The 25,509-nt window shown below is 35.6% G+C and carries 23 protein-coding genes; 11 read left to right on the forward strand and 12 right to left on the reverse strand.

Annotated elements, in window-relative coordinates; translation table 11 throughout:
* The first annotated feature begins 67 nt into the window (after nucleotides 1–67).
* On the forward strand, nucleotides 68–1,018 hold the full coding sequence (locus tag O0955_RS06590) for a D-2-hydroxyacid dehydrogenase (RefSeq protein WP_269426747.1): 951 nt from the start codon (nucleotides 68–70) through the stop codon (nucleotides 1,016–1,018).
* Nucleotides 1,019–1,067: 49 nt separating this feature from the next.
* On the opposite strand, the gene O0955_RS06595 is transcribed toward O0955_RS06590, so the two are convergent.
* From O0955_RS06595 to O0955_RS06605, 3 genes are all read right to left on the reverse strand, one after another.
* The gene (locus tag O0955_RS06595; RefSeq protein ID WP_269426749.1) at nucleotides 1,068–1,214 is read right to left on the reverse strand and encodes a hypothetical protein; all 147 of its coding nucleotides are present in this window, start codon (nucleotides 1,212–1,214) and stop codon (nucleotides 1,068–1,070) included.
* Nucleotides 1,195–1,716 (reverse strand): hypothetical protein, encoded by a 522-nt coding sequence (locus tag O0955_RS06600; protein ID WP_269426750.1) that lies wholly within the window; start codon nucleotides 1,714–1,716, stop codon nucleotides 1,195–1,197. Before O0955_RS06600 ends, O0955_RS06595 begins: the two co-directional genes overlap by 20 nt.
* Nucleotides 1,717–1,838: 122 nt before the next feature.
* Nucleotides 1,839–2,618: an SAM hydrolase/SAM-dependent halogenase family protein gene (locus tag O0955_RS06605; protein ID WP_269426751.1), complete on the reverse strand. Its 780-nt coding sequence runs from the start codon at nucleotides 2,616–2,618 to the stop codon at nucleotides 1,839–1,841.
* 104 nt (nucleotides 2,619–2,722) lie between these two features.
* Between O0955_RS06605 and O0955_RS06610 the strand changes: the two genes are divergently transcribed.
* The 4 genes from O0955_RS06610 to O0955_RS06625 all read left to right on the forward strand — a co-directional run bounded on the left by O0955_RS06610 (nucleotide 2,723) and on the right by O0955_RS06625 (nucleotide 6,171).
* Entirely contained in the window at nucleotides 2,723–3,682 is a 960-nt protein-coding gene (locus tag O0955_RS06610; protein ID WP_269426752.1) for a PhoH family protein, read from the forward strand.
* Between the two features lie 147 nt (nucleotides 3,683–3,829).
* Nucleotides 3,830–4,774, forward strand: a complete 945-nt coding sequence (locus O0955_RS06615) for a phosphoribosylaminoimidazolesuccinocarboxamide synthase (protein ID WP_269426753.1) — start codon at nucleotides 3,830–3,832, stop codon at nucleotides 4,772–4,774.
* A gap of 43 nt (nucleotides 4,775–4,817) precedes the next feature.
* Nucleotides 4,818–5,195 (forward strand): STAS domain-containing protein, encoded by a 378-nt coding sequence (locus tag O0955_RS06620; protein WP_269426754.1) that lies wholly within the window; start codon nucleotides 4,818–4,820, stop codon nucleotides 5,193–5,195.
* A 70-nt stretch (nucleotides 5,196–5,265) separates the two neighbouring features.
* Nucleotides 5,266–6,171: a ribonuclease Z gene (locus O0955_RS06625; RefSeq protein ID WP_269426755.1), complete on the forward strand. Its 906-nt coding sequence runs from the start codon at nucleotides 5,266–5,268 to the stop codon at nucleotides 6,169–6,171.
* A gap of 108 nt (nucleotides 6,172–6,279) precedes the next feature.
* Here O0955_RS06625 and O0955_RS06630 read toward each other — a convergent pair whose 3' ends face one another.
* The 3 genes from O0955_RS06630 to O0955_RS06640 all read right to left on the reverse strand — a co-directional run bounded on the left by O0955_RS06630 (nucleotide 6,280) and on the right by O0955_RS06640 (nucleotide 9,094).
* Nucleotides 6,280–7,233 (reverse strand): MlaD family protein, encoded by a 954-nt coding sequence (locus tag O0955_RS06630; RefSeq protein WP_269426756.1) that lies wholly within the window; start codon nucleotides 7,231–7,233, stop codon nucleotides 6,280–6,282.
* Nucleotides 7,234–7,428: 195 nt separating this feature from the next.
* Complete coding sequence (locus O0955_RS06635; RefSeq protein WP_269426757.1) at nucleotides 7,429–8,208, reverse strand: N-acetylmuramoyl-L-alanine amidase family protein; 780 nt, start codon at nucleotides 8,206–8,208, stop codon at nucleotides 7,429–7,431.
* A gap of 22 nt (nucleotides 8,209–8,230) precedes the next feature.
* Nucleotides 8,231–9,094 carry an N-acetylmuramoyl-L-alanine amidase family protein gene (locus O0955_RS06640; protein WP_269427228.1) on the reverse strand — a complete coding sequence of 288 codons (864 nt, stop codon included), beginning with the start codon at nucleotides 9,092–9,094 and terminating at the stop codon, nucleotides 8,231–8,233.
* Nucleotides 9,095–9,168: 74 nt separating this feature from the next.
* On the opposite strand from O0955_RS06640, the gene O0955_RS06645 reads away from it, so the two are divergent.
* From O0955_RS06645 to O0955_RS06660, 4 genes are all read left to right on the forward strand, one after another.
* The gene (locus O0955_RS06645) at nucleotides 9,169–11,823 is read left to right on the forward strand and encodes a putative LPS assembly protein LptD (RefSeq protein WP_269426758.1); all 2,655 of its coding nucleotides are present in this window, start codon (nucleotides 9,169–9,171) and stop codon (nucleotides 11,821–11,823) included.
* Between the two features lie 4 nt (nucleotides 11,824–11,827).
* The gene (locus O0955_RS06650) at nucleotides 11,828–13,069 is read left to right on the forward strand and encodes a competence/damage-inducible protein A (RefSeq protein WP_269426759.1); all 1,242 of its coding nucleotides are present in this window, start codon (nucleotides 11,828–11,830) and stop codon (nucleotides 13,067–13,069) included.
* Nucleotides 13,070–13,130: 61 nt separating this feature from the next.
* Entirely contained in the window at nucleotides 13,131–14,480 is a 1,350-nt protein-coding gene (locus O0955_RS06655) for a dihydrolipoamide acetyltransferase family protein (RefSeq protein WP_269426760.1), read from the forward strand.
* A 30-nt stretch (nucleotides 14,481–14,510) separates the two neighbouring features.
* Entirely contained in the window at nucleotides 14,511–15,155 is a 645-nt protein-coding gene (locus O0955_RS06660; protein ID WP_269426761.1) for a hypothetical protein, read from the forward strand.
* Between the two features lie 39 nt (nucleotides 15,156–15,194).
* Here O0955_RS06660 and pdeM read toward each other — a convergent pair whose 3' ends face one another.
* From pdeM to O0955_RS06680, 4 genes are all read right to left on the reverse strand, one after another.
* Nucleotides 15,195–15,833 carry a ligase-associated DNA damage response endonuclease PdeM gene (pdeM, locus tag O0955_RS06665; RefSeq protein ID WP_269426762.1) on the reverse strand — a complete coding sequence of 213 codons (639 nt, stop codon included), beginning with the start codon at nucleotides 15,831–15,833 and terminating at the stop codon, nucleotides 15,195–15,197.
* Between the two features lie 7 nt (nucleotides 15,834–15,840).
* The gene (locus O0955_RS06670) at nucleotides 15,841–18,318 is read right to left on the reverse strand and encodes a ligase-associated DNA damage response DEXH box helicase (protein WP_269426763.1); all 2,478 of its coding nucleotides are present in this window, start codon (nucleotides 18,316–18,318) and stop codon (nucleotides 15,841–15,843) included.
* 102 nt (nucleotides 18,319–18,420) lie between these two features.
* Nucleotides 18,421–20,016, reverse strand: a complete 1,596-nt coding sequence (locus tag O0955_RS06675) for an ATP-dependent DNA ligase (RefSeq protein ID WP_269426764.1) — start codon at nucleotides 20,014–20,016, stop codon at nucleotides 18,421–18,423.
* A gap of 3 nt (nucleotides 20,017–20,019) precedes the next feature.
* Nucleotides 20,020–21,048 carry a ligase-associated DNA damage response exonuclease gene (locus O0955_RS06680; protein WP_269426765.1) on the reverse strand — a complete coding sequence of 343 codons (1,029 nt, stop codon included), beginning with the start codon at nucleotides 21,046–21,048 and terminating at the stop codon, nucleotides 20,020–20,022.
* Between the two features lie 126 nt (nucleotides 21,049–21,174).
* Between O0955_RS06680 and O0955_RS06685 the strand changes: the two genes are divergently transcribed.
* Nucleotides 21,175–21,813, forward strand: a complete 639-nt coding sequence (locus O0955_RS06685; RefSeq protein ID WP_269426766.1) for a SatD family protein — start codon at nucleotides 21,175–21,177, stop codon at nucleotides 21,811–21,813.
* Nucleotides 21,813–22,520: a DUF3307 domain-containing protein gene (locus O0955_RS06690; protein WP_269426767.1), complete on the forward strand. Its 708-nt coding sequence runs from the start codon at nucleotides 21,813–21,815 to the stop codon at nucleotides 22,518–22,520. Before O0955_RS06685 ends, O0955_RS06690 begins: the two co-directional genes overlap by 1 nt.
* A gap of 65 nt (nucleotides 22,521–22,585) precedes the next feature.
* Here the strand turns inward: O0955_RS06690 and O0955_RS06695 are convergent, their stop codons facing one another.
* On the reverse strand, nucleotides 22,586–24,754 hold the full coding sequence (locus O0955_RS06695; RefSeq protein ID WP_269426768.1) for a S9 family peptidase: 2,169 nt from the start codon (nucleotides 24,752–24,754) through the stop codon (nucleotides 22,586–22,588).
* A 96-nt stretch (nucleotides 24,755–24,850) separates the two neighbouring features.
* On the reverse strand, nucleotides 24,851–25,504 hold the full coding sequence (locus tag O0955_RS06700; protein ID WP_269426769.1) for a hypothetical protein: 654 nt from the start codon (nucleotides 25,502–25,504) through the stop codon (nucleotides 24,851–24,853).
* Between the last annotated feature and the right edge of the window lie 5 nt (nucleotides 25,505–25,509).

Consider the following 25,509-nt stretch of genomic DNA (forward strand, 5'->3'; position numbering starts at 1 on the left):
CCCACAGGTAATCAAATCAGGATAAAATGCACCTGGTTTAAATTATTTGTGCCATCATAATAAATCAATGATTAAAATATTAGCAAACGATGGGATAGATCCCATTGGAAAAGAACTACTAGAAAAAGCCGGATTTGTAGTGGATACAGAAACAATTCCTCAGGATCAGTTAGCCGAAGCTTTAAAAAACTATGATGCCATTACTGTACGTAGCGCTACAAAAGTTAGGGCAGCGTTAATTGATGCCGTTCCAAATATTAAATTAATTGGCAGAGGCGGAGTAGGTATGGACAACATTGATGTTGAATATGCACGAAGTAAAGGAGTTGCTGTAGTAAATACACCCGCTGCTTCATCACTATCGGTAGCTGAATTGGTATTTTCTCATTTATTTACTGGTATCAGATTTTTGCAGGATGCGAATCGTAAAATGCCAGTTGAAGGTGCAACCCAATTTAACAACCTTAAAAAAGCTTATGCAAAAGGAACTGAATTAAGTGGCAAAACAATTGGTATAATTGGTTTTGGCCGTATCGGTCGGGCTACGGCAAAAGTTGCTTTAGGTTTAGGTATGAATGTATTGGCATACGATTTATATCCGTTGGAAACAGAAATTACCTTAGATTTTCAGGGAGGCATTTCGGTTAATATTCCAATTAAAACAGTTTCACTTGATGAAGTAATTGCAGGAAGTGATTTTATCAGCTTGCATACGCCATTTGCAGATAAACCCATTTTGGGAGAAGCAGAATTTGCGAAAATGAAAAACGGTGTTGGAATTGTAAACTGCTCAAGAGGCGGAACAATTGACGAACCAGCCTTAATTGCAGCATTAGATTCAGGAAAAGTATCTTTTGCAGGTTTAGATGTATTTGATAATGAACCTACGCCATTGGCCGGAATTTTGACCCACCCTAAAATTTCATTAACGCCACATATAGGTGCTTCAACTAACGAAGCTCAGGAGCGTATAGGTACTGAACTGGCAACCCTAATTATTGAACATTTTAAAAAATAATATACTGCCACGGTAAACTTTTTCAGGTTTATTGTGGCATTTTTTATTTCTATTTTAATGAATTCGTTAATGCCCAATAACGATAACCCAATATTGCCTTTTGAAAAGTACTTAATTTAGAAGGATCTTTCTTGTAAAGGCTTGGTAAAATGGCTTTATTAATTTTAACTAAAGCTTTAAAAATTGCTCTTTTCATATTTCTTTAGTTTTTTATAGAAAAAATAGGTTCCCCCGCTCATTACCAAAATAAGAAATACGATGATGTACACTGAAATGTTTTTGAATCCCGTATTTCCTGTAACCTCGCTTTTCAATTGCGTATTTTGATCCTGAAGTTTTTTTATGGTACGCATATAATTCTCAATTCTTTCTTCCGAATTATTAGCATCTACTACAACCTTTTGATTTTGCAGGTCTTTATAATCCATTAAAATCTTTAATTCTTTAAAAATATCATTGTCATTTAATACAATTTGTCTCAAAATTTCATTTGAATTTTTAATATCCTTTTTAGTTTGCCAACCAAAAATTCCCGTCTTTTCATTAAGGCTCTGATCATACTGACCAAATTTTGCACTCCGTTCATTTAATAAAGAATTTATTTTAGTTCTTTGGATTTGATAGGCAGAAGTATCCTGTTGTGCAAAGACTAATAAGCCAGCAAAAATTAAACAGAATGTTAGAATAAATTTTTTCATGTAGAGAAAACAAGGATGTAAGAAAGATGTTTTTATAATCTTCAAAAGATGTGCATTGAAAAATTATAATAAACTGTTATATAAATGAAAAGAACTAATTAAATCAAGTAAGACTTTATATTCTAATCGTGAAATTCTACCCGTACAATATCACCTAAATGCAAACCTAACAAACCACTTGCTTTACCTTTATTAATTGCAATTTCAAGGTGATTGCTAATGCCAAACAGGCAAAGTTTTTCGCCTTCCTGTACTTCATTATAGTGCCAGCTCAATTGAGTAATGGTTTCACTTTTTCTAAAGTATAAGGTAAAATCACGGTTTTTCTGTATCCTGGTAAAAAGGTCTTTGGTAATGTTGGTAATTACGTTGCAAAAAGTATCAATGTAAACCACACTTCCCCTGATGATATCTTTTTCTATCACAGGATGTAACAGCATCTTTTGCTCAATCTCTGCTACAGGTAAACCAATATCTTTAAGTTTGCCACCCTTTGCTAAGTGCGTAGCGGCTTTTACAAAAATATCAACCAGCGGAAAGTGAAGATATTTCAAATCCTGCATAATATTTAGTTCAACAACATCTTCAGGCACATCATCAAAAAGAAGAGAGAAAATTCCATTATCTGCACCTACAAAGTAGTGATCTTTGTGTTTTACAGCAATGTATTTTGTATTTTCACTGTATACAGAGTCTATTCCTATTAAATGGACCGTGTTTTTTGGAAAATATGGATAAGCATTTTTTAAGACAAATGCCGCATAAGAAATGTTGAAGGAGGGAACCTCGTGAGTAATATCTACCAGATTAACAGTTGGCATCAGCCTTAGCAGGCTACCTTTTAAGGCGGACTGATAAAAATCTTTTGAACCTAAATCTGTTGTTAAAGTAATTATACCCATTAAAAATTCATTAATTATGCTTAATCTTGTGTAGAAGGCTAAGCGCCTACAAATATTCAAATTTAAATTAAATATAAGCCTGCAAACTTAAAAAATACTACAGCTTGAACGAATTAAAATTAACATTGGATACCGTAAATCCCGCCCAATTCTGGGGGCCGAACAACGAAAATTACGAAATGATTAAAGGCGCTTTTGCTAAATTAAAGATCGTAGCGAGAGGTAGTGATGTTAAGGTTCTTGGTGATGAACAGGAACTTAAGTCATTTGAACAGAAATTTAATCAGCTGGTTGGCCAACTCGAAAAGTACAGTTCTTTAACCAATAATGATGTTGAATCTATTTTAGGTGAAAAGTCAAACGGCGTTGTAAAAAAAGATGTTTCTGAACCTACAGGTGGTGGAGGTGAAGTAATTGTTTTTGGTACAAACGGACTTTTGGTTAAGGCCAGAACTGCGAATCAGCGAAAAATGGTAACCAGTATTGGTAAAAACGATATTCTTTTTGCAATCGGACCTGCCGGAACCGGAAAAACTTACACCGCGGTAGCGTTGGCGGTTAGGGCTTTAAAGAATAAGGAAATTAAAAGGATTATTTTAACCAGACCTGCTGTTGAGGCCGGAGAAAATCTTGGGTTTTTACCCGGAGATTTAAAGGAAAAAATCGATCCATATTTAAGGCCACTTTATGATGCCCTGGATGACATGATTCCTGCTGAAAAACTTAAATTCTACATTGAAAACCGTACCATCGAGATTGCTCCTTTAGCATTTATGCGAGGCCGTACACTGGATAACTGCTTTGTGATTTTAGATGAGGCACAAAATGCAACGGATATGCAGTTGAAAATGTTTTTAACACGTATGGGACCAACAGCCAAGTTTATTGTAACCGGTGATGTTACCCAGATCGATTTACCTAAAAAGCAAATGTCTGGATTGTTTAATGGTTTAAGAATTTTAGAAGGCATAAAAGGAATTGACATTATTTATTTAAGCGGAGAAGATGTGGTAAGACACAAATTGGTTAAAGATATCCTTAAAGCTTATGGTGATATTCAGTAAATAACGATACTTAATAAGCGTCCGGAGTCTTGAGTATCTTATCTTTATTGGGATAAGATCTTTAGAGTCCGGATTTTTTATTGATTAGTGTCCGGACTTACGAGTAATTCTTTCAGACTTCCTGACTTTTTTGTATTTTTATCGCCAATGAAAGCACTAAAAGAAACCCATTTCAATTTCCCTCAGCAGAGTCATTATTACAAAGGAAAAGTTCGTGATGTTTATACCATTGCCGATAAATTTATGGCCATGGTTGTTACAGACAGAATTTCTGCATTTGATGTTGTTTTACCAGAAGCTATTCCATTTAAAGGACAGGTTTTAAATCAAATCGCGGCAAAATTTTTAGCGGCTACACAGGATATTGTACCCAACTGGGTATTGGAAATTCCGGATCCAATGGTTACGATTGGCAGGATTTGCGAACCTTTTAAAGTAGAAATGGTGATTCGTGGTTATTTAGCGGGACATGCATGGAGAGAATATAGTGCCGGTAAAAGAAGTGTTTGTGGTGTTTCTTTACCTGATGGTTTAAAGGAAAACGATAAACTGCCAAAACCAATTATTACACCTACCACTAAAGCTGCTGTTGGGCATGACGAAGACATTTCAAGAGAAGATATTTTAGCTAAAGGAATTGTTTCTTTAACCGATTATGAGAAACTGGAGGAATATACCTTTGCATTGTATCAGCGTGGAACTGAGATAGCTGCTAAAAGCGGTTTAATTTTAGTTGATACCAAGTACGAATTTGGCAAAGCAGACGGAGTAATTTATTTAATTGATGAAATTCATACACCAGATTCTTCACGTTATTTTTATGCAGAAGGTTATGAGGAACGTCAAAATAGCAACGAGCCACAGAAACAACTGTCAAAAGAATTTGTACGCAGGTGGTTAATCGAAAATGGTTTTCAGGGTAAAGACGGGCAAGTGGTACCCGAAATGACGCCAGATATTGTAAGCTCAATTTCTGAGCGTTACATTGAGTTATATGAGCAAATTGTAGGAGAAAAATTTATAAAAGCTGATGCGGACTCTATTTCAAATCGAATTGAAACCAACGTTATTAAGGCAATAGAAAAACTTTAATTCGAAAGAAAATATATACATTAGTAAAATAAAGATTAGAGAGATGAAATTTTCAGTAGATAAACATGAAAAATACGTAACCTTAAAGTTAAAGGAAACTAAGTTTACAAATGATAATGCACCTGGTTTAAAATCAGAATTTTATTTACTAAATGCCGAAGGCTTTAAAAATATTATAGTTGATTTATCACACGTAAAAGAATGTACCGATGCGCAGGATTTAAGCTGCCTATTGGTAGGAGACAGGCTTTGCAAAAACGCCGGCGGTTTATTTATTGTAACCGGTATTAATGATAATCTGGCACATATTATAGAATTGTCAAACATATTTCAGTCTGTAACGTTTGTTAATACGTTAGCAGAAGCCACAGATTTCATTTTTATGGAAGAGTTGGAGAAAGAGTTTAGAGGCGCAAAATAATAACGCAATAACCTATTTAAAAAGCCTCGTAGCATTTAAACCTACGGGGCTTTTATATATTTTTAGAAATATGAAGTTTGAAGTTACAATTTTAGGAAGTAGTTCTGCAACACCGGTTTTTAACCGCAATCCATCGGCACAACTTTTAAACTGTAACGAAAAGTACTATTTAATTGATTGTGGTGAAGGCACACAACATCAACTGATCCGGTTTAACATAAAAGCGGCCAGGATTGATTATATTTTTATCACGCATTTGCATGGAGACCATTATCTGGGCCTTGTTGGTCTTTTATCCAGCTTGCATTTAAACGGGCGTACCAAACCCATGCAGATTTTTGGCCCCAAAGCCTTACTGGAAATTCTGGAAATTCAATTTAAATATTCTGATACCACATTAAGATATCCAATCGAATTTTTTGCAATTGATGCAACAGCTTCCGCTCAGATTTTTGAAAATAGTGATTTGCTGGTAAAGACGATTATTTTAAATCACAGAATTCCATGTACAGGTTTTATTTTTGAGCAAAAACAACGACAAAGAAAGTTAATTAAGGAGAAAACGGATGAGGTGCCTATGGCTTATTATACGGCCTTAAAAAAGGGACTAGATGTAACACTTCCAAATGGAGAGGTTTTGTTGAGCGAGGAATATACAACACCTCCTGAAGCACCCAGATCTTATGCATATTGCTCGGATACTTTATTTGATGAACGTTATTTTTCTACCATTACAAATTGTGATACTTTGTATCATGAAGCAACTTTTTTGCACGAGTTATTGGACCGGGCTAAAGAAACTCATCATACAACCGCATTACAGGCCGGTGAAATCGCTACAATTGTTCGGGCTAAAAAATTATTAATCGGACACTTTTCTTCCCGTTACAAAACATTACAAATGCTTTTAGAAGAAGCACAATCTGCTTTTGAAAATACTGAACTCGCCATAGAGGGGAGAACCTTTCAACTTTAAATACTCGTTCTGTCTGTAACTGGCACTTTGAGTATGGATTTAAAATATAAAGGATAAAAAAAGCCTTGCAAATTACTTGCAAGGCTTTTCGTTTTATTGTGTGTTTTACTATTTGTCTTTCTTATTACCGCCACCAAATACAGAGAAATGTACATAGCGTTTAGGATTTGCTTTTAAGTCGATCATCAACTCATCCAGATTTTTAGAGGCACTGCTTAGGTTATCATACATTTTAGTATCATTTAGCAATAAACCTAAACTGCCTTTACCATTTTTAATTCCTGTAATTACACTTTGCAAATCAGCAATTGCATTATTTGCATTATCAAGTGTCTGTTTAAAGTTAGCTGCCGCAAACTTATCCGTAACCGTATTAATATTGGTTAAAATATCGGTAATCTTTTTATTATTGTTATTCAGGTTAGCGGTAATGCCTTCAACATTTTTAAATATGGCAGAAATACGCTGACTTTCAGAACCAACCAGTCCATCAACTTTTTTGGAAGTTGTTTCCAGCGAAGCCAATGTTCCGGCAATACTGTTAAAGCTCTTATCTACATTTTTCTGGAAATTCGGATTTAAAATGGTGTTTACACTGCTCAAAATAGAATCCATTTTAGCAATAATCAATTCAGCTTTTTTCTGAATCGGCTGAACTTGTTCCATTAAACCTTTTTCTACATTGGCATTAAGGGTTGCACCATCTTCAGCCATTTTTTTAGAATTACCTAACTCCATAATGATCGCTTTGCTACCCAACAAGTCAGTGCCTTCTAAACGGGCAATACTGTTTTCAGGAATATCATATTTGCTGTTGATGCTTAAAGTTGCTAAAATAGTACCACCTGGCTCAAGCTGTAGTTTTGCTACGCGTCCAATCTGATAGCCGTTTATTAAAATGGGTTTAGATACCGTTAAACCATCAACTCTTGAATATCTTGCAAACAAATTTGTTTCGCTGGAGAAAATTGAGTTTCCTTTTAAAAAGTTATATCCAATGATTAATAAAGCAATGGCAAATGCAGCTAAAATACCTACTTTGGTTTCGTTCTTAATTTTCATGAGTGTTTCTATTTTTATGGCTACAAGTTCCGAAAGTGTATCAAATCTTCAGTACCTATAAGAGCGCTTTCTTATTTTTACAATGCGTTATGTGCTTTTATAGCAAATAAAACCCGCATCATAGCTTTTGTTTTGGTTTATATTATTAATTATGCAATTATTCAAAGGTAAACTAACTATCATTTATAATGCCAATTATCTTACCTCAATATTTTTCTTATACTTCTTAATTGCATCTACTATAGAGTCTGCAATTTCATTTTGACCCTTCGCAGAGTTTATATATTTTTCTTCCTGTGTATTAGATATGAACCCAACCTCAGTAAGTACGGCCGGCATACCACACCTTTGCAAAACTAAAACGCCTTGCTCTTTAACGCCACGACTTAATCTGTTATCTCTTTCGATATAACTGTTTTGAATAAGTTTGGCAAATTTAATGCTTTTATCTCTAAACGCGTTTTTTAATAATGATAAAAGAATAAAAGTTCCGGGATCGTTGGGATCGTAACCATCATACTTGGTTTTATAATTTTTCTCCAGCTTTATATCTGCGTTCTCCCTTATTGCTGCATCCTGTTCTTTTAATCGGTGCGAACCCGCCACCAGTGTTTCTACTCCTTTAATTCCTTTATTTTTTGGTGGCATTGAGTTGCAATGAACCGAGATAAAAAGATCGGCATTGGCATCATTTGCAATTTCGGCTCTCCTGTATAAGTCTACATCTACATCTTTTGTTCTGGTGTAAATAATTTTTATACCTGGTAATTCGTCTTTTAATTTTTGCCCCAACTTCAATCCAATTTTTAATGATACATCTTTTTCCTTCGAAAAGCTTCCTGATGCACCTGGTTTTCTGCCTCCATGCCCCGGATCTATTACAATTGTTTTAATTTTATAACCCTGTGCAAAGGAGTTTTGTATTGCAAATAATAATATAAAAACTGAAAAAATAACCAGAAGTTTGAGCTTCATTAATTAGGGATGTTAAGGATGATTAAAAGGATGTTTCGGCTATACGCTTGTAATTTTTAATGGCTTTAATTATACCGTTAACAATTTCATTTTGCCCTTCAGGCGAATTCATATAATCTTCTTCCTCAGGGTTACTCACAAAACCAATTTCCGTTAAAACTGCAGGCATCGCTGCACGGGCCAGTACGGCTAAACTTTTTTCTTGCACACCACGGTTTATACGTCCGGCATTAACATATTCCTGCTGAAGCATAGAAGCAAATTTTAAACTTCTATCACGGTTTGTTTGTTTCATCAGGGAAATCATAATATCACTTTCAGGCGTATTCGCAATAAAGCCCTCATAGTTTTTCTGGTAGTTTTCCTCTAAAAACATGGAAGCATTTTCTCTTTTAATTACCTCGTCCTGCTCACTTAAACGGCCAGTACCCGAAACAAAAGTCTCTGTTCCTCTCGTTGAGGTACTCTTTGAAGCCACCGTACGGTAAACCGGAACTTTTCTTCCTCTCACTTTTTTATAGTAATCTACAACTTTTGATACCCGTACCGGCATATCATTTAAGTGAATAGATATAAAAAGATCTGATTTTGCATTATTCGCAATGTTAATCCGTTCGTAAAGCGGAATAAAAACATCTGTTTCTCTGGTGTAAATTATTTTAATATCTTTAATGCTATCCTGAAGCGCTCTTCCAAGGTTTAAAGCCGTTTTTAAGGCTACATCTTTCTCTTTTGAATACACGCCATGGGTGGCACCATCTTTTCCGCCGTGACCGGCATCAATAACAATTGTTTTAATTTTATATTGCTGTGCAAATGCTTGATTATCAATCGAATTTAATGATATTGTACAAATAATAAAGGCTAAAATGGTTTTAAGATACATCAATGGTATATTTTTCACTAATTTTGGACGTTTTTGATTAAACACTTTTGCAAAAATAACATTCAAATACGAATTTGAAACTTCTGAACAACTCTATTTTACTAATTTCTGTCATTTTATTAACACTAAGTGTTGGTAAAGCTAACGCATTTTCTGGTTTTTCATTGCAACAAATCGTTAAGCAAGACACAGTAAAGAAAGATACGGCTAAAGTTAAAACCAAAAATAATAGTGATCTGGAGCAGAAAGTAGAGTATAAAGCCGATGATTCCGTTAAAATGAGTAAGGATAAAAATATCATTTATTTATACGGTAATGCGAGGATAAAATATGGTGATTTTGAGCTGGATGCCAATTATATCCAGGTTGATCAGAAAAATCATACCATTTTTGCGAAAGGAACAAAAGATCCTAAAACAGGTCGTTATGTTGGTCGTCCGATTTCTAAATCAGGTGCAGAAGGGTCAGCAATAGCCGATTCAATTTTTTACAATACAGAAACAACCCGGGGAAAGGTTTATGGTGTTTTTTCCGAACAAGAGGGTGGATTTTTCTCAGGCGGACAGAGTAAAAAACAAATAGATGATGAGTTGCACATTAAAAATGTAATGTACAGCACCTGTAATTTGCCGCATCCCCATTTTGGATTAATGATTTCAAAAGGGGTGGTAACCGAGAAGCAAATTATTACTGGCCCGGTTTACATGATTATAGAGGATGTGCCAACTCCGCTGGCGCTACCTTTTGCTTTTTTTCCCAAGCCGAATAAACGATCGTCAGGATTTATCTTACCAACACCCGGTGAAGATGCAACAAAAGGATTCTTTTTACAAAATGGGGGTTATTATATAGGTTTGAATGATTATTGGGACGCTAAGTTAATGGGTACTATTTATACCAATGGTTCTTACGAAACGAGTTTGCTCAGTAGTTATACCAAAAGATATAAATTTAACGGTAATATAAATTTTAATTACAGCAGTTCTAAAAATGGTTTAGAAGGTACAGAAGCCTTTAGAAATCCTGCAAAAGTATTTCACCTGGCCTGGATGCATAGCCAAAATGCAAACGCAAGGCCGGGTACCACTTTTAGCGCCAGTGTAAACTTAGGCTCCAGTAGTTATTTTACAGCAACGGGTGCTAATGCTACTTACGATCAGCGGGCAATTGCAACCAATACAATGAGCAGTAGTATTAGCTATGCAAAAGCTTACCCCAACGGAATGAACTATTCATTATCACTGGGTAGTGATCAAACATTAAGCTCAAAAGATATTTCGATCAGATTTCCTACGGGTACATTTAATGTGCCTACATTTAGCCCCTTTGATTCAAAAAACAGGGTAGGAGAACAAAAGTGGTATCAAAAAATTACCGTAGGTTACGGTTTACAGGGTACCAACAGCATTACAACCAAGGATAGCTTATTATTTCAAAATGATGGTTTAAAAAGGCTTCAGTCTGGTTTCCAGCATACTATTCCGGTGAGTATGTCATTTACTGCGTTAAAATATTTAAATTTCTCCATGGGAGGTACCTATAACGAGGTTTGGAATTTTCAAACAACCAGAAGCCGTTATACCAGGTTTGCTGATGGTACCTATACCAGTAGAATGGATACCATAAGCGGTTTTAAACGTGCGGGTAGTTATAATTTATCAACAAGTTTAACCACTAATATTTATGGTAAAAAAGTGTTTAACCATTTAGGGAATATAAAAGCTTTAAGGCATGTTATGACGCCTAGTATTTCTTTCAATTATTCTCCTGATTTTACAAAGGACGGTGCCGGACCGTATAAAAGTGCAATTGACCAAAATGGCCAGGCTATTTATGATGCTAATAATCAAGAGCTTAGGTATTCAATTTTTCAAACCAGTGCTTTTCCGGGCTCTTTTTCAGGTAAAACGGCTTCAATTGGCTTTGGTTTAGGAAATATTGTAGAATTAAAAGTTAAATCCAGTAAGGATACAACAGGAACAGGAGAACGGAAAATTCCGATTATTCAAAATTTAACCATTAACGGATCCTATAATTTCCTGGCACCAATTCATAAATTATCTACTTTAAGCATGTCAGGGCGCTCGCAGTTTACCGATAAACTTGGCATTAACTATAATGGTACTTTTGATCCTTATGCTTTGGATGAAACCACGGTTTCGGGGGTACGAACTTTTACCAGAAGTAATGATTTTACCTGGACAAGGGGGGCTAAATTGCCAAGATTAACAAATTTTGGTTTCTCATTTGACTATAGTTTAAATCCTGAAGCATTAAAAAGTAAAAATGAAGCCAATGATAAACTGGCAGATGCTGCAAAGAAAAAGGGTTTATCAGACCTTCAGTCGGAACAGTTAGCTGCGATTAGCCGCGATCCAAATGCCTTTGTCGATTTTAATATTCCATGGAATTTTTCATTCTCTTACAGCTTTCAATATTCTAATGATTTAGGTGTAAGCTCTGTAAGTAATACTTTAAACTTTAATGGTGATTTTAACTTAACGCCAAAGTGGAAGTTTACTTTTAACTCAGGTTACGATTTTAAAAATAATGGCTTAACGCCAATGAATATTGCTATTTACAGAGATTTGCATTGCTGGGATATGAGTGTTAACTGGGTGCCTTACGGTGCTTATAAAAGTTATTCGGTAACCATAAAAGTAAAAGCATCTATTTTACAAGATTTAAAATTAAGCAAGAGACAAGGTTTTTATAGTACTTACCAATAAAAATATGCTAGCTGAAATTATTACCATTGGCGATGAAATTCTGATTGGCCAAATCGTTGATACGAACTCTGCCTGGATGGCGAAACAATTAAATTTAATAGGCGTTTCTGTAAAGCAAATTACCTCCGTATCTGATGAAGAACAACATATTTTGGATGCATTGGCACAAGCGGAAACAAGAGCGGATATTATTTTAATTACAGGTGGCTTAGGACCAACTAAGGATGATATTACTAAACTAACACTGGCCAAGTATTTTAACATGGGCTTCAGAAATGATGCCGGAACTTTAGAAATTGTTAAATCTATTTTTGAAAAATATAAACGTCCGCTGCTGGATATTAACATTAAACAGGCCGATGTACCTGATGGTTGCGAAGTTATCTTAAATAAAAATGGAACCGCCCCGTGTATGTGGTTTGAAGAACGTGGGAAGATTTTTGTATCCATGCCCGGTGTTCCTTACGAAATGATGTATTTAATGGATGATGAAATTTTGCCAAGAATTAAAAGGCAGTTTAAGCTTCCATCGATTGTTCATAAAACCATTCTGACTTCAAATATTGGTGAATCTTTTTTAGCTAAAGAAATTGAAGAAATAGAGGATAGCTTGCCCGCTCATATTAAGTTAGCTTATTTGCCAAAAATGGGGCAGGTTCGTCTACGTTTATCGGCCATAGGTGAAGATGAAGCACCGTTAAAAACGGAAGTGGAAATATATGCTAAGCAAATTATCGAAAAAGTTGAAAAATTTGTGGTTATAGATGATGATATCCCTTTGGAGCAGGCGATTTTAAATTTCATGAAAGAAAAAGGGCTTACTTTATCAACAGCGGAGAGTTGTACCGGAGGATATATTGCACACTTAATTACGCAGCATCCAGGTTGTTCATCTGTATATTGGGGTGGTGCGGTAGCCTATGCCTACGAGCTTAAAGAATCCGTTTTGGGTGTAAAAGAAAATACCTTAACAAAATATGGCGCCGTTAGTGAAGAAACGGTTACTGAAATGGCTGAAGGTGCTTTGAAGAATTTTAAAACGGATTATTCTATTGCCGTAAGTGGCATTGCAGGCCCTGATGGTGGTACAGAAGATAAGCCGGTTGGTACGGTTTGGATAGCGGTTGCAAATCAGCAAAAAACGATAGCTAAAGTGTTTAATTTCAGTAATAAACGCCTCCAAAATATAGAGCGTTCCGCTGCTTCAGCATTAACTATGTTATTAAATCTTCTTAAAGAATCGTGATGTAAACAATAAAAAACTGTATTTTTGTCGCATTACCAAATAAAAACATACTGTAATTAATATGGCTCAATACGAACTATTGTTACCAAAAATGGGTGAAAGTGTTGCAGAAGCAACTGTAATTAAATGGGTAAAACAACCTGGAGATACAATTGATTTAGACGATACTATTTTAGAAATAGCAACTGATAAAGTTGATTCAGAAGTACCTTCGCCGGTTGCCGGTAAATTGGTTAAACAATTATTTAAAGAAGATGAGGTAGCGCAGGTAGGCGATGTAATTGCAATTATTGAAACCAGTGGTGGAAATGATGTGAAAACTGAAGAACCAGCTGCAGCAGTACCTGTAAAGGAAACGGTATCAGAAACAACGATACCTGGTGTAGAGCAGTTAGCAGCTTCAAAAAACACTGCAGATTTTACTTCGTCAGAACGTTTTTATTCTCCATTAGTTAAAAATATTGCTGCTCAGGAAAATATTTCGATAGCAGAATTAGACAGTATAAAAGGATCAGGTGCTGATGGCCGTTTAAATAAAGATGATTTATTAAACTATATTAATAGTAAAACAGGAGGGAAACCAGCTGAAACATTTACAAAATCAGAAACTGTAATTGTTCCGGCCTCTGAAAATAAAGTTCAGAATACGCAAGCGCAGGCTGCACCTGTTACGAGTAAAACATCTACAACCAGCGTAAGCGGTGGCGATGAGATTATAGAGATGGACAGAATGCGTAAACTTATTGCCGATCATATGGTGATGAGTAAAAGCACTTCGCCACACGTAACTTCATTTGTTGAAGCCGATGTAACCAATATGGTTTTATGGCGCAATAAAGTAAAAAATAGCTTCGAGAAACGCGAAAATGAGAAAATAACATTTACGCCAATTTTTGTAGAAGCCGTTGCAAAAGCAATCAAAGATTTTCCAATGATTAATGTTTCGGTTAACGGAACACAAATTATTAAAAAACGTGATATTAATATTGGTATGGCAGCTGCTTTACCAAGTGGAAACCTCATTGTTCCGGTTATTAAAAATGCCGATCAGCTTAATTTGGTTGGTTTAACTAAGGCGGTTAACGACCTGGCAGGAAGAGCAAGAATTTCTAAGCTAAAGCCTGATGAAACGCAGGGGGGAACATTTACGCTAACCAATGTGGGTACTTTTGGAAATGTAATGGGCACACCCATTATAAACCAGCCACAAGTTGCTATTTTAGCGGTTGGTGCCATTAAAAAGAAACCGGCTGTTTTAGAAACCGAACATGGCGATGTAATTGCCATCCGACACATGATGTTCTTGTCATTATCTTATGACCATAGAGTGGTTGATGGTTCATTAGGTGGCATGTTTGTTCGAAGGGTTGCCGATTATTTAGAAGGCTGGGATTTTAACAGAGAGATTTAAGGAAATATAAAATGAAGTTCATTAATTTTAATGAACTTCAAAACTACTAATTTTAAGAAGATGCTTGATTCGAGTTTGAAAATAATAGTTGGTGATAATGTATTGCATGCCAAGTGGTTAAACACATTATCTTACATGGAAAATGCAGGTGCAAAAAAAATCTCTGCATCTGAGCATAAAGAAAATGTTAACCTGATTATTTTAAAACACGCGGCTGAAGAACATCGTCATGCTTACTATTTGAAAAAGCAAATTGCAAAGATTGACGAGTCACTTTGTAAAACCTATAAAAATTCCGAATTACTTTCTCCAAATCATACCAAATTTTATTTACATGCCTTAGATATTGCAGTTTGCAGGTATTTAAAAGCAAAATTTAACCTTTCGGGCTATGATTTAAAATTTGCAGCCTATCTTTTTGTAACCTACGCTATTGAAGTTAGGGCAGATGAATTATATCCAATTTATCAAACCATTTTGGATGATGCCAGGAGCAAGGTAAATGTAAAATCAATTATTTTGGAAGAAGAAGGTCATTTAGAAGAAATGATTAATCAACTGGTTGAGTTTTCTTCAGATTGGGAGCACCACGCTGCTGAAGTAGTTAAAATTGAAAAATCTCTTTTTGAAAATTGGGTAGAAGCATTACATGCAGAATTACCAGTAAGTGCTTAACATTTAAAAGCTAGCTCAGATTATTGAGGCTATCAATAATTAAACTTCTATAACTTTTTCAGGAGTTATTGCAAAAATCCGTTCATTTGTCTTTGGTTGAATGTTGTAAAGACCGGTGAACAAACTAAATGCAGGTAATATGGCATGATCCTTACCAAAATAAAAGCAAGGAAACTTTAGCCGTTGTTTGGCTTTTCCTACAATAGAAACACCTGGATGGATGTGACCGCTTATAGGGTAAAGTTCTTCATTGGTGTGTTTAGGTGCATCGTGTATAAAACAGAAAGGGCTGAGGCAAAAGCTTGGTTCATGAATTTCAATTCCTAAATCTTTATAATTATTTGCTGATAATTGATCATGATTCCCTTTTACAAGTAAGAAATTTAAATCAGTATACTGTTGTTTCCAGATGGAAAAGTCATCAATATCTGTATTTAACCCATGGTGAAACATATCTCCGTTGATGAGTAAGGTTTTCGGCTGATACTTTTCGATTAGTAAACTTAACCTTTGCAGATCGCTTTTTGCAATTGTAGATGGAACTTGTAACCCAGCCTGTCGGAAATGTGCAGATTTACCTAAGTGTAAGTCGCTAATGGCTAAAAGTTGATGTTTAGGTAAAAATAAAGCCCTTTCTTTATCTAAAATTAATTCTTCGCCCTGGCTTGTTATGGTCATTATGGTTTTATTTTATTTTCTCAGACTCAGCTTTCATTCTTAAAATTCTTTGTTCCAATTCTTCCGAGCTCATGTTTTCCCTTAAACTATCTACTTTAATCGGAAAGGAGAGTGGTGTAAAACTTTTTGGGGTTGTAATAATAATATTTCCCTCCTGGATTCTTTGCAAAGCAGCTGCTAACCTCGGTTCTTCTAATTGCTGGTAAAATACCTCGTCATAAGCTTGCCGCAAAAGTAAATTATGTTTGTCATAATCACTAAATACATTAAAAAATAAACCTGCTGATGATTGCAAATGTCTGTTGGCAACGTATTTACCAGGATAACCCTGAAAAACTAATCCTGAAATGCAAGCGATATCTCTGAACTTTCTCCTCGCCATTTCTGTAGAATTAATGCTCAGTGTGATATCTTCTGTTAAATTTTTTGGCGAAAACACTTCGTAAGCAATGGATTCGTCCATTGGAATTTCTGTTTCACTCAACAATTCGAAGCCATAATCATTCATCGCAATTGAAAAACTAATCGGTAACAATTTACTTAATCTGTACGCTACCAATGCGGCTAAAACCTCGTGTACTAAGCGACCTTCAAAAGGATAGGCAAAAAGATGAAACCCTTCTTTATTATTGATCAGTTCTATCAATAATTCATCATTTCTTGGAACATGTGACCGTTTTTCCTGCAAAAGAAATAAAGGATAAACAACATCAAGTTCTTCATCTTCATGATTTTTATCCAGGGCTTCGTTATATTTTTTACGGAGAACAACTCCTAAATTAGATGATAATGGCAACCGGCCACCATTCCAACTGGGTGAGATGGCATTTTTTTGTTTACTGTTGCGCACAATTACAGTCATATCTTTAACGTGGATAAATTCCAGCACCCGACCCGCCAATCTAAAGTTATCACCTGCTTTTAAACGTGTAACAAAATACTCTTCCACCATACCAATATAACCACCAGAAAGGAATTTAACTTTTAACATGGCATCACTTACAATAGTGCCAATATGCAACCGGTGCCTCATGGCCAGCATACGGCTTTTAACTTTCCAAAGACCGTCATCATCTTTAGTTACCTTTTTAAATTCATTGTAAGCACTTAAACTGTCTCCGCCTGAAGTAATAAATTGCATTACCCAGTTCCATTCTTCTGGTAAGATTAATTTAAATGCATGTGTATTTTTTATTTCTTCATAAATCACCTGGTCATCAAAACCATCACCAATAGCCAGGGTAACCAGGTATTGGACTAAAGTATCGAAAACCATTATAAAGGGCTCCCGGCTTTCAATATTATTGTTTTTAGCTGCCTCTTTAATTGCGGCGGCTTCAACCAGCTCTAAAGCATGTGTGGGTAAAAAATAAATTTTAGACGTTTCGTGAGGAGCGTGACCAGAACGGCCTGCCCGCTGCAAAAAACGGGCTACACCTTTTGGCGATCCAACCTGAACTACAGTATCAACAGGTTTAAAATCTACGCCTAAGTCTAAGGAAGAAGTTGCAATCACTGCTTTAAGTTGCCCGGTATGCAAAGCATCTTCAATCCAGTTTCTAAGCTCAAAATCTATAGACCCATGATGGATGGCAATTCTGCCTGCCAGTTCAGGTTCAAGATTAAGCAAGTGCTGATACCACATTTCTGATTGACCACGGGTATTGATGAAAATTAAAGTTGTTTTACTTTTATTGATAATTGGTAAAAGCTTGTAAGCCAGTTTTAAGCCTAAATGCCCTGCCCAGGGTAGGGTTTCTATGTCATCCGGTAGTATTGATTTGATGATGATTTTCTTTTCCAGATCAGCTTTAACAATAATCCTTTTTGCAGTTTCATCAGGTTCTAAAACATCTAATGCTTCTTCAATATTTCCAATCGTAGCCGAAATACCCCAAACTCTGAGAAATTGTTGCTTTTCCAGCTTTTGCAGCCCTTTTATTCTGGATACAGCAAGCTCAACCAATACACCACGTTTACTGCCTAAAAGTTCATGCCATTCATCTGCAACTATACATTTAAGGTTTTTGAATAAAGTTGAAGAACCTTTTTGAGCCAGCAGTAAATGCAAACTTTCTGGTGTAATAAGCAAAATTTCAGGCATTGACTTTTTTTGCTGCAATTTTTCTGCCTGTGAAGTATCACCATTTCTAACCCCAACATGCCAATCCAATTCCAGTTCCAGTAAAGTTTCACGCATTGCCCGGGCAATGTCTTTGGCAAGCGATCGGAGCGGAGTAATCCAAATTAATTGTAAACGATCTTTCCTTTGTTTAGGGTTTACTGAAGGATCATTTAAAGCTTCAATGACAACTGCTAAAAATAATGAAAAGGTCTTTCCAAAACCTGTAGGTGCATTTACCAAACCACTATAACCATTAAGATAATATTGCCAGGCATCTTCCTGAAATTGAAATGGCTTTCGGCGATTTGCTTTAAGCCATTGTTTTATCTTTTTGTAACCCTTGGTCTTGGTTTGATCCATACTCCCTCTATAACACTATAAGGATAATTTTGTGTGATTATTGTTTGTAAATAAAGAAACAAAAAATAGACTGTTTTTTACAGATAGATTGTTTTTTAATTTTTAAAGCATCGTTGATCTTAAAAGCTGTTTTAAATCATCCAATGTGTTAATTTCATCTGCTTTTTTGTCTTTTCGCCACCTTAATATTCTTGGAAAGCGCAAAGCCAAACCAGCTTTATGCCGTTTGCTTTCAGCAATACCTTCAAATGCAATTTCGAAGACCAGTTCAGGCTTTACTGTTCTGACCGGGCCGAATTTTTCGATCGCATTTTTGGTTACAAAAGCGTTTACTTCTTTAATTTCTTTATCTGTTAATCCGGAATATGCTTTGGCAATCGTAACCAGATTTTCACCATCACGTACAGCAAAAGTATAATCGGTAAAGAAATTTGCTCTTCTTCCGCTACCTTTTTGCGCATATATCATTACTGCATCAACTGTATAAGGATTGATTTTCCATTTCCACCAATCGCCCCGTTTGCGGCCACTATGGTAATGCGAATTTAGTTTTTTTAGCATAATACCTTCACTGTTAATGGATCGTGAAGTTTGTCTTAGTGCTGCTAATTCATCCCAGCTTGCACAGCGAATAACTTTTGATAATAAAACCGGAACATCAGCATCTAATTTTTCAATAATTTGTTCGAGTGTTTTTCTTCTTATGGCTAAAGGTGTTTCTCTAAAGTCCTCGGCTTTAAATTCAAGGATATCGTAAACAAAAAAACCGATTGGCGCATCTTCCAGTTGTTTTTTATTAATGGTTTTCCTGTTTAAACGTTGTTGTAATGTACTGAACGATAAAACCTGCTTGTTTTGAACGGCCAGTATTTCCCCATCTAATACGGTACCATCTGGTAAAACACCTTGCAGAAAATGTAATTCTGGAAACTGTTCTGTCACCAGTTCTTCACCTCTCGACCAAATAAATAACTCACCGTTTCGTTTCACAATTTGCCCCCTGATTCCATCCCATTTCCATTCAGCCTGCCACTCTGTAATATCTCCGAGTTTCTCAGGTTCCTGTTCCAACGCGTATGCAAGGCAAAAAGGATAAGGCCATGAGTTATCTGTATTAACATGAATGCCGTTTATAAGCTCATGAAATGTAATCATGTAAGGATCCCATTTTCCCATAATGCTATGCATAATTTGAGCACTCTCTAAATTACTTTGCTTTGCTAAAGCGTTAACCAGCATTTTATTAGATACCCCGATTCTAAAGTTTCCTGATATTAATTTATTAAAAATGAAACGTTCCTGGGTTTCGAGGGTATTCCAGGCGGATAAAATAAACTCTTTTTTCGTTTGTTCATCTTTACCTTCAAGATGGTGAAGATCTTCAATCCATTTATGCAGCTGGAAATCAGAAGTGTTTTCGGCTGGTGGTAATAGCAATGCAATGGTTTCACTTAAATCGCCAACATTAGCATAACTTTCTGTAAATAGCCATTCAGGCGTTTGAGTGATGTCAATTGCCCAATATTTTAACAGAGCCGATTTTATTGGCCGCTTAGGTTTTTTCCCTGTAAATAATGCAATTACCCAAACTTTATCTTTATCGTCGGCATAATTAAAATAATTAACCAATGCAGTAATTTTATCATTCGTTTTATTGCTGAGTTCCAGTTGCTGAATAAGTTGGGCAAAACGTTTCATGTCTTATTTATTTTCCTGCTGACCGACTAAATCTACTTTGTTTTCTTCATCGTCTTCTTGTCCAAACCTGGTTGTTACTTCTGAGGCTTCAATTCCATTGTCATTTAAAAACCGGCTGAAAGCAGATGTAAAACCATGCGTTACATAAACCTGCTCTGCACCAGTTGCAGTTATAGCTTCTATCAATCCGGGCCAGTCTGCATGGTCGCTGAGGGCAAAACCAGCATCAGCACTTTGCCAGCGGCGGTGTGCCCGTACCTGCATCCAGCCAGAGCAAATGCCTGTAACCGGATGGCTTAAATTTTTAATCCAACGACTGTCTCTCATTACAGGTGGTACAATAACAATCCCTTTTTGCAACTCATTTTTGGTTGTTTCAGGGGTAATTCTGATGGTTTCGGGTAGTTTTATACCAGCGTTAATAATAACTTCATTTAGATTTGCAATACTGTTATGTACATAAATAGGAGTATTGCCACTCAAATTTTTAATTAAACGTTGTGCTTTTCCTAAACTGTAGGCAATTAATACACTGGTTTTTTGCTGAAGAATATTATCATTAACCCAGTTTTTTATTCCATCGAAGATGATTTGCTGTTTTTGCCACTTATAAATAGGCAGGCCAAAGGTACTTTCAGAAACAAAAGTGTGGCATTTTACAGGCTCAAAGGGTGTCGTTATACCATCATTTTCTATTTTATAATCACCAGAAATTACGCATACTTCACCTTTATATTCTAATCTTACCTGTGCTGATCCGATAATATGGCCGGCAGGATAAAAAGAAATGCTCACCCCATTTCTGGTGATTTTTTCACCATAAGCTAAGGTTTCTACGCTCAAATCTGTGCTGATTCTATGTTTTATTATTGGTTCTGTTAAGGTATGGCATAGGTAGTGTTTGTTTCCGAATTGAACATGGTCACTATGTCCGTGCGTTGTTACAGCGTAATCCACCGGCCACCACGGATCTACATAAAAATTACCCTGTTTGCAATAGATTCCCCTTTTAGTAAATGTAATTAATGCCATGTGTGATAAACAAAATCAGTACACTTTAGTTTTAAATCAATATCGGTTAATTAACCGATAATCGTTAATATCGGCTAATTAGCCGATAATCGTTAATATCGGCTAATTAGCCGATAATTTGGAAAAGTGAATAATAAACAAGATATTGGTATTATGATTTGCATTATAACAGGCGATATTGTAGGCTCCAGAAAGATAAAAGATACCTGGTTATCAAGTTTAAAAGCTGCTTTAAAAATAGTTTCATTAAAGAACAGCAAATGGGAAATCTATCGTGGAGATAGCTTTCAGGTGGAAGTTAGGCCCGAAGATGCAATTAAAGCTACAGCTTACATTAAAGCTTGTATCAGGACGAATAAACCTGCTGATGTAAGAATGGGAATTGGTATAGGAAGTATTAAAAGTAAAAACAAAAGGCTTACCGAGGCTAGCGGAGATGCATTTATTTACTCTGGGTTTGCTTTTGACGGACTGAAACAAGCTAAAGTAAATTTGGCTATAAAAACAAGCTCAGCTGATTTTGACGAAGAAATTAATGTGCTGTTTAAACTTTCGTTAATTGCGATGGATAGTTGGGGCATTGTAGCTGCCGAAATGGTTAAGTATGCTTTAGAAAATGAAAATATTTTACAAAGTGAGTTGGCCGCAATATCCGGAAGAACACAATCCTCAGTTAGTGAAGCTTTAAAAAGAGCCCATTATACCGAAATTTTAGAAATGGATAAGCTTTATCGTAAAAAATTAAACCAAACAGAATTAAAATAATGGATATCTTTTTAATTAAAATCATCCTTGCTCATTTAATAGGTGATTTCTTTTTACAGCCGAATGCCTGGGTAAAAGAGAAAGAAAGTAAAAAGCTAAAATCAGGTAAACTCTATCTCCATATAGGAATTCATACTGTTTTAATATTTATTGTTTTCTGGAGTTTTGACGTATGGAAACTGGCATTGTCAATCGGAGCGCTTCATTTCATTATTGATGCATTGAAGCTCCTTATACAAAGCAAAAAAAATGCAAGGATAATGTTTTTTGCAGATCAGGTTGTACATTTTATTTCCATATTTTTTGTGTGGCATATTTTTTATTCCGGAGTGCTTGATATTAGCTTTTTAGATAACCCTAAAGTTTGGCTGATTATTTCCTGTTTACTTTTTTTAACGATGCCCACGTCCATTATTATGCGGGTTATTATTAACAAGTGGATTCCTGCTAATCGTGTTGAAGACCAGAAATCATTACAGGATGCAGGGAAATATATTGGCGTTTTAGAACGGTTATTGATTTTCTTGTTTATTTGCACCAATCATTTTGAGGCGGTAGGCTTTTTACTTGCGGCAAAATCTATTTTCCGTTTTGGAGATTTAAAAGAAGCGCATGATATCAAGCTTACAGAGTATGTATTAATCGGTACTTTACTAAGTTTCGGCATTGCTTTGGCCGTTTCAATGCTGGCCTTAAATTACAAATAGAAATCAGTTGATCTGAAAAAACAAAAGCCCTGATTTTCTAAAATCAGGGCTTTTGTTTTGCTTTATTATTTTGCTCCCGGAGGGCAGTTTTCTTTCAAAAATTTGGTGTAAGTTAAAGAAAGATGTTCACTCGTTCCTTCGCCTTCACTAATGCTGTGTGTGCGGTTAGGATAACTCATCAATTGAAAAACCTTTTTGTTTTTAATTAATTCATTAATCAGCATTTCTGCATTTTGATAATGAACGTTATCATCACCAGTACCGTGAATATACAGCAAGTTACCTTTTAAGTTTTTAGCATAGGTAATTGGTGAGCCTTTTACATAAGCTTCTTTACTTGGGAAAGGAGTACCCATATAACGTTCCTGATAAATGTTATCATACGTTAACTGATTTCCAACGGCCGCAATAGCAATACCTGTTTTATAAATTTCAGGATATTGGAACATCAGGTTTAAAGTAGAGGAACCTCCACCGCTCCAGCCCCAAACTGCAACACGGTCTTTATCCATAAAAGAATTGGTTGCCAATAATTTTTTAGCTGCCATTGCCTGATCACGGATATTAAGTGTACCTATGTTTTTATAAATACTTTTACGCCATGTAGCACCTTTTGGCACTGGTGCGCCACGGTTATCCATAGAGATATAAATGTAACCGTCTTTAGCCATATCTCCATTGTAAAGAAAATTAAAACCAGCACCATAAGTATCTGCCGCAGTCTGCGAAGCAGGTTCTCCGTAGACATAAAATACAACAGGATATTTTTTATCAGGATTGAAGTTTTCAGGTTTTTTCATCCAGCCATCCATTTCAATGCCATCTTCAGTGGTAACTTTGAAAAACTCAACTTTATTTTTTGAAGCACCCTGTTTGGTCAATTGAGTAGTAATGCTGCCATCCATTGAAAGAGGATTACCCGCAGTAAAGTTCATCCACTCTGTTACCGGTCTTATTACCGAACTATTATAGCTGTGACGAGCAAAAGCCGCATTCGGAGAAATATCATAATTATGTGTACCTGGAAGAACAGACGGGGTAACCATTTCCAGTTTACCTTTACCATCTAACTTGGTTTTATATAAATATTTCTGCGTTGCGTTTGTTGGTGAAGCTAAAAAGTAAACCAGATTATTTTTTTCGTCGATTAGTTTAATGTCAATTACGTCATAATTTCCTTTAGTAACCAAGGTTTCTTTTTTACCATCACGGCTAATTCTGTAAAGATGTTTCCAGCCGTCTTTTTCAGTAACCACTGTAAATTCTTTATTGTCATTTAACCATTTCCAATTTTCGTTAGCATCAATCCACGCTTTATCTGTTTCTGTATAAACTGCATTTGCAGCTCCGGTTTGTGCATTGCAAATGAATAATTTACTTTGGTTTTGTTCGCGGTTTAACTGTTGCAAAATAATTTCATTACTATTCGGGATCCATTCCATACGGGGAATATAATGCTGAATATTATCTCCCGGAACATTAACCCAATTGGTTTTAGCCGAGGCAATATCTACGATACCAATTTTACAAGCAGATGGATTTTCGCCTACCTTTGGATATTCAACTGGAATTGTGAAAGGGTAAATAGAATCTGTATTATCAATCATTAAGAAATTTTTGATTTTCGTAGCATCTATTTGCCAATAAGCAATTGACTTACTATCAGGACTCCATCTGAAACCATCTCTGCAATCAAATTCTTCTTCATAAACCCAATCAAAAGTACCATTAATCATTCTATCGGTACCATCGGTTGTTAAAGCTTTTGAAGCTGATCCATCTATATTTTCTACATATAAATTGTGTTTACTCACATAAGCAACTTTATTGCCATCAGGTGATAACTTTGCAAACATTAAAGAAGAAACAGGCTTATCTTTTCCGATTTGAGTAAGCTTATTTGAAGTTAAATCGGCCAGCCAATAATCACCACGGGTATCGTAACGCCAAACTTTTTTACTATTGGTATAAATTAAAGCTTTGGTGCCGTCATCAGAAAGCTGAAAACTTCTTACCGCAATAGAATTATCTTTTCCAGCAGGTGTTAGCAATGCTCTTGAGATTATTGTTTTGCGGTCATTTTTGGGCAAGGTTACCGAAACAATTTCGCCACCAGCGATTTGGTAATAAGAACTACCATCCTTTGCCCAGTTTACGCCCTGTGCTTTGGCTTCAATTAACAGGCATATAGCGATGCAGATAACTGATAATTTGAGAAGGAAATTTTTTATCATAAATTTTTAGTCATAAAAAAAGCTTTTTAACTTTTGGCTAATTTAAATAAAAGCCGGCAGTTAAAAAGCCTTAAAAAAATAATTTGAAATGGTTAATTATTCACCACCGCCACCTTGCATTGCTTTTAATTCGGCATAAGTAATTTCATCGTATCCTGCAGGAATAGCAGTAACTGAAAGTGCACCAACTTTATCAGCAGCAATTGATTTCATAGTCATGATTGCTTTTTCGCCTGAAAATTTAAGAACAGTTCCTTTAATATCCTTAAACTCAGAAGTTATAATGTTTAAAGGAGTTTCTAATTCAGTAGTAGCCCATAATTCGTATGCTCCACCTTTTTCATCTTTAAAAGTATATTTTTCTGCATTGTAACCCGCAATAGCTTGTTTTTCACCGGTTGCTTTGAAATCTGAGAATTTTGGTTTTGCAGCATTAGCTTCATCTAAATCTGCTTTAGTCATTTTTGCTGCAATTTGTTTTTGAGCAACAGGTACATCAACTAAAATTAGTCCTGTTTGAGTTTTAGTATCTAAAAATACACCAACCGTTGCAGGTCCAGATTCAATTTCCAATTTAGAAATATCGCCATTAAATTTAACTTTTTGCTCTTCAGGTGCTCCAGGAGCCTCTACTTTATATTGTATGCCATACACAATAGTACCTTCAGTAATTTTCTTTTGTGCATGTGCAATAATTGCAGTGCTAACCAGAATTACAGCTAAAACGCTTGTTTTGATTGATTTGAACATGTTCT

Source organism: Pedobacter punctiformis (assembly GCF_027213715.1).
Taxonomy (GTDB): Bacteria; Bacteroidota; Bacteroidia; order Sphingobacteriales; family Sphingobacteriaceae; genus Pedobacter; species Pedobacter punctiformis.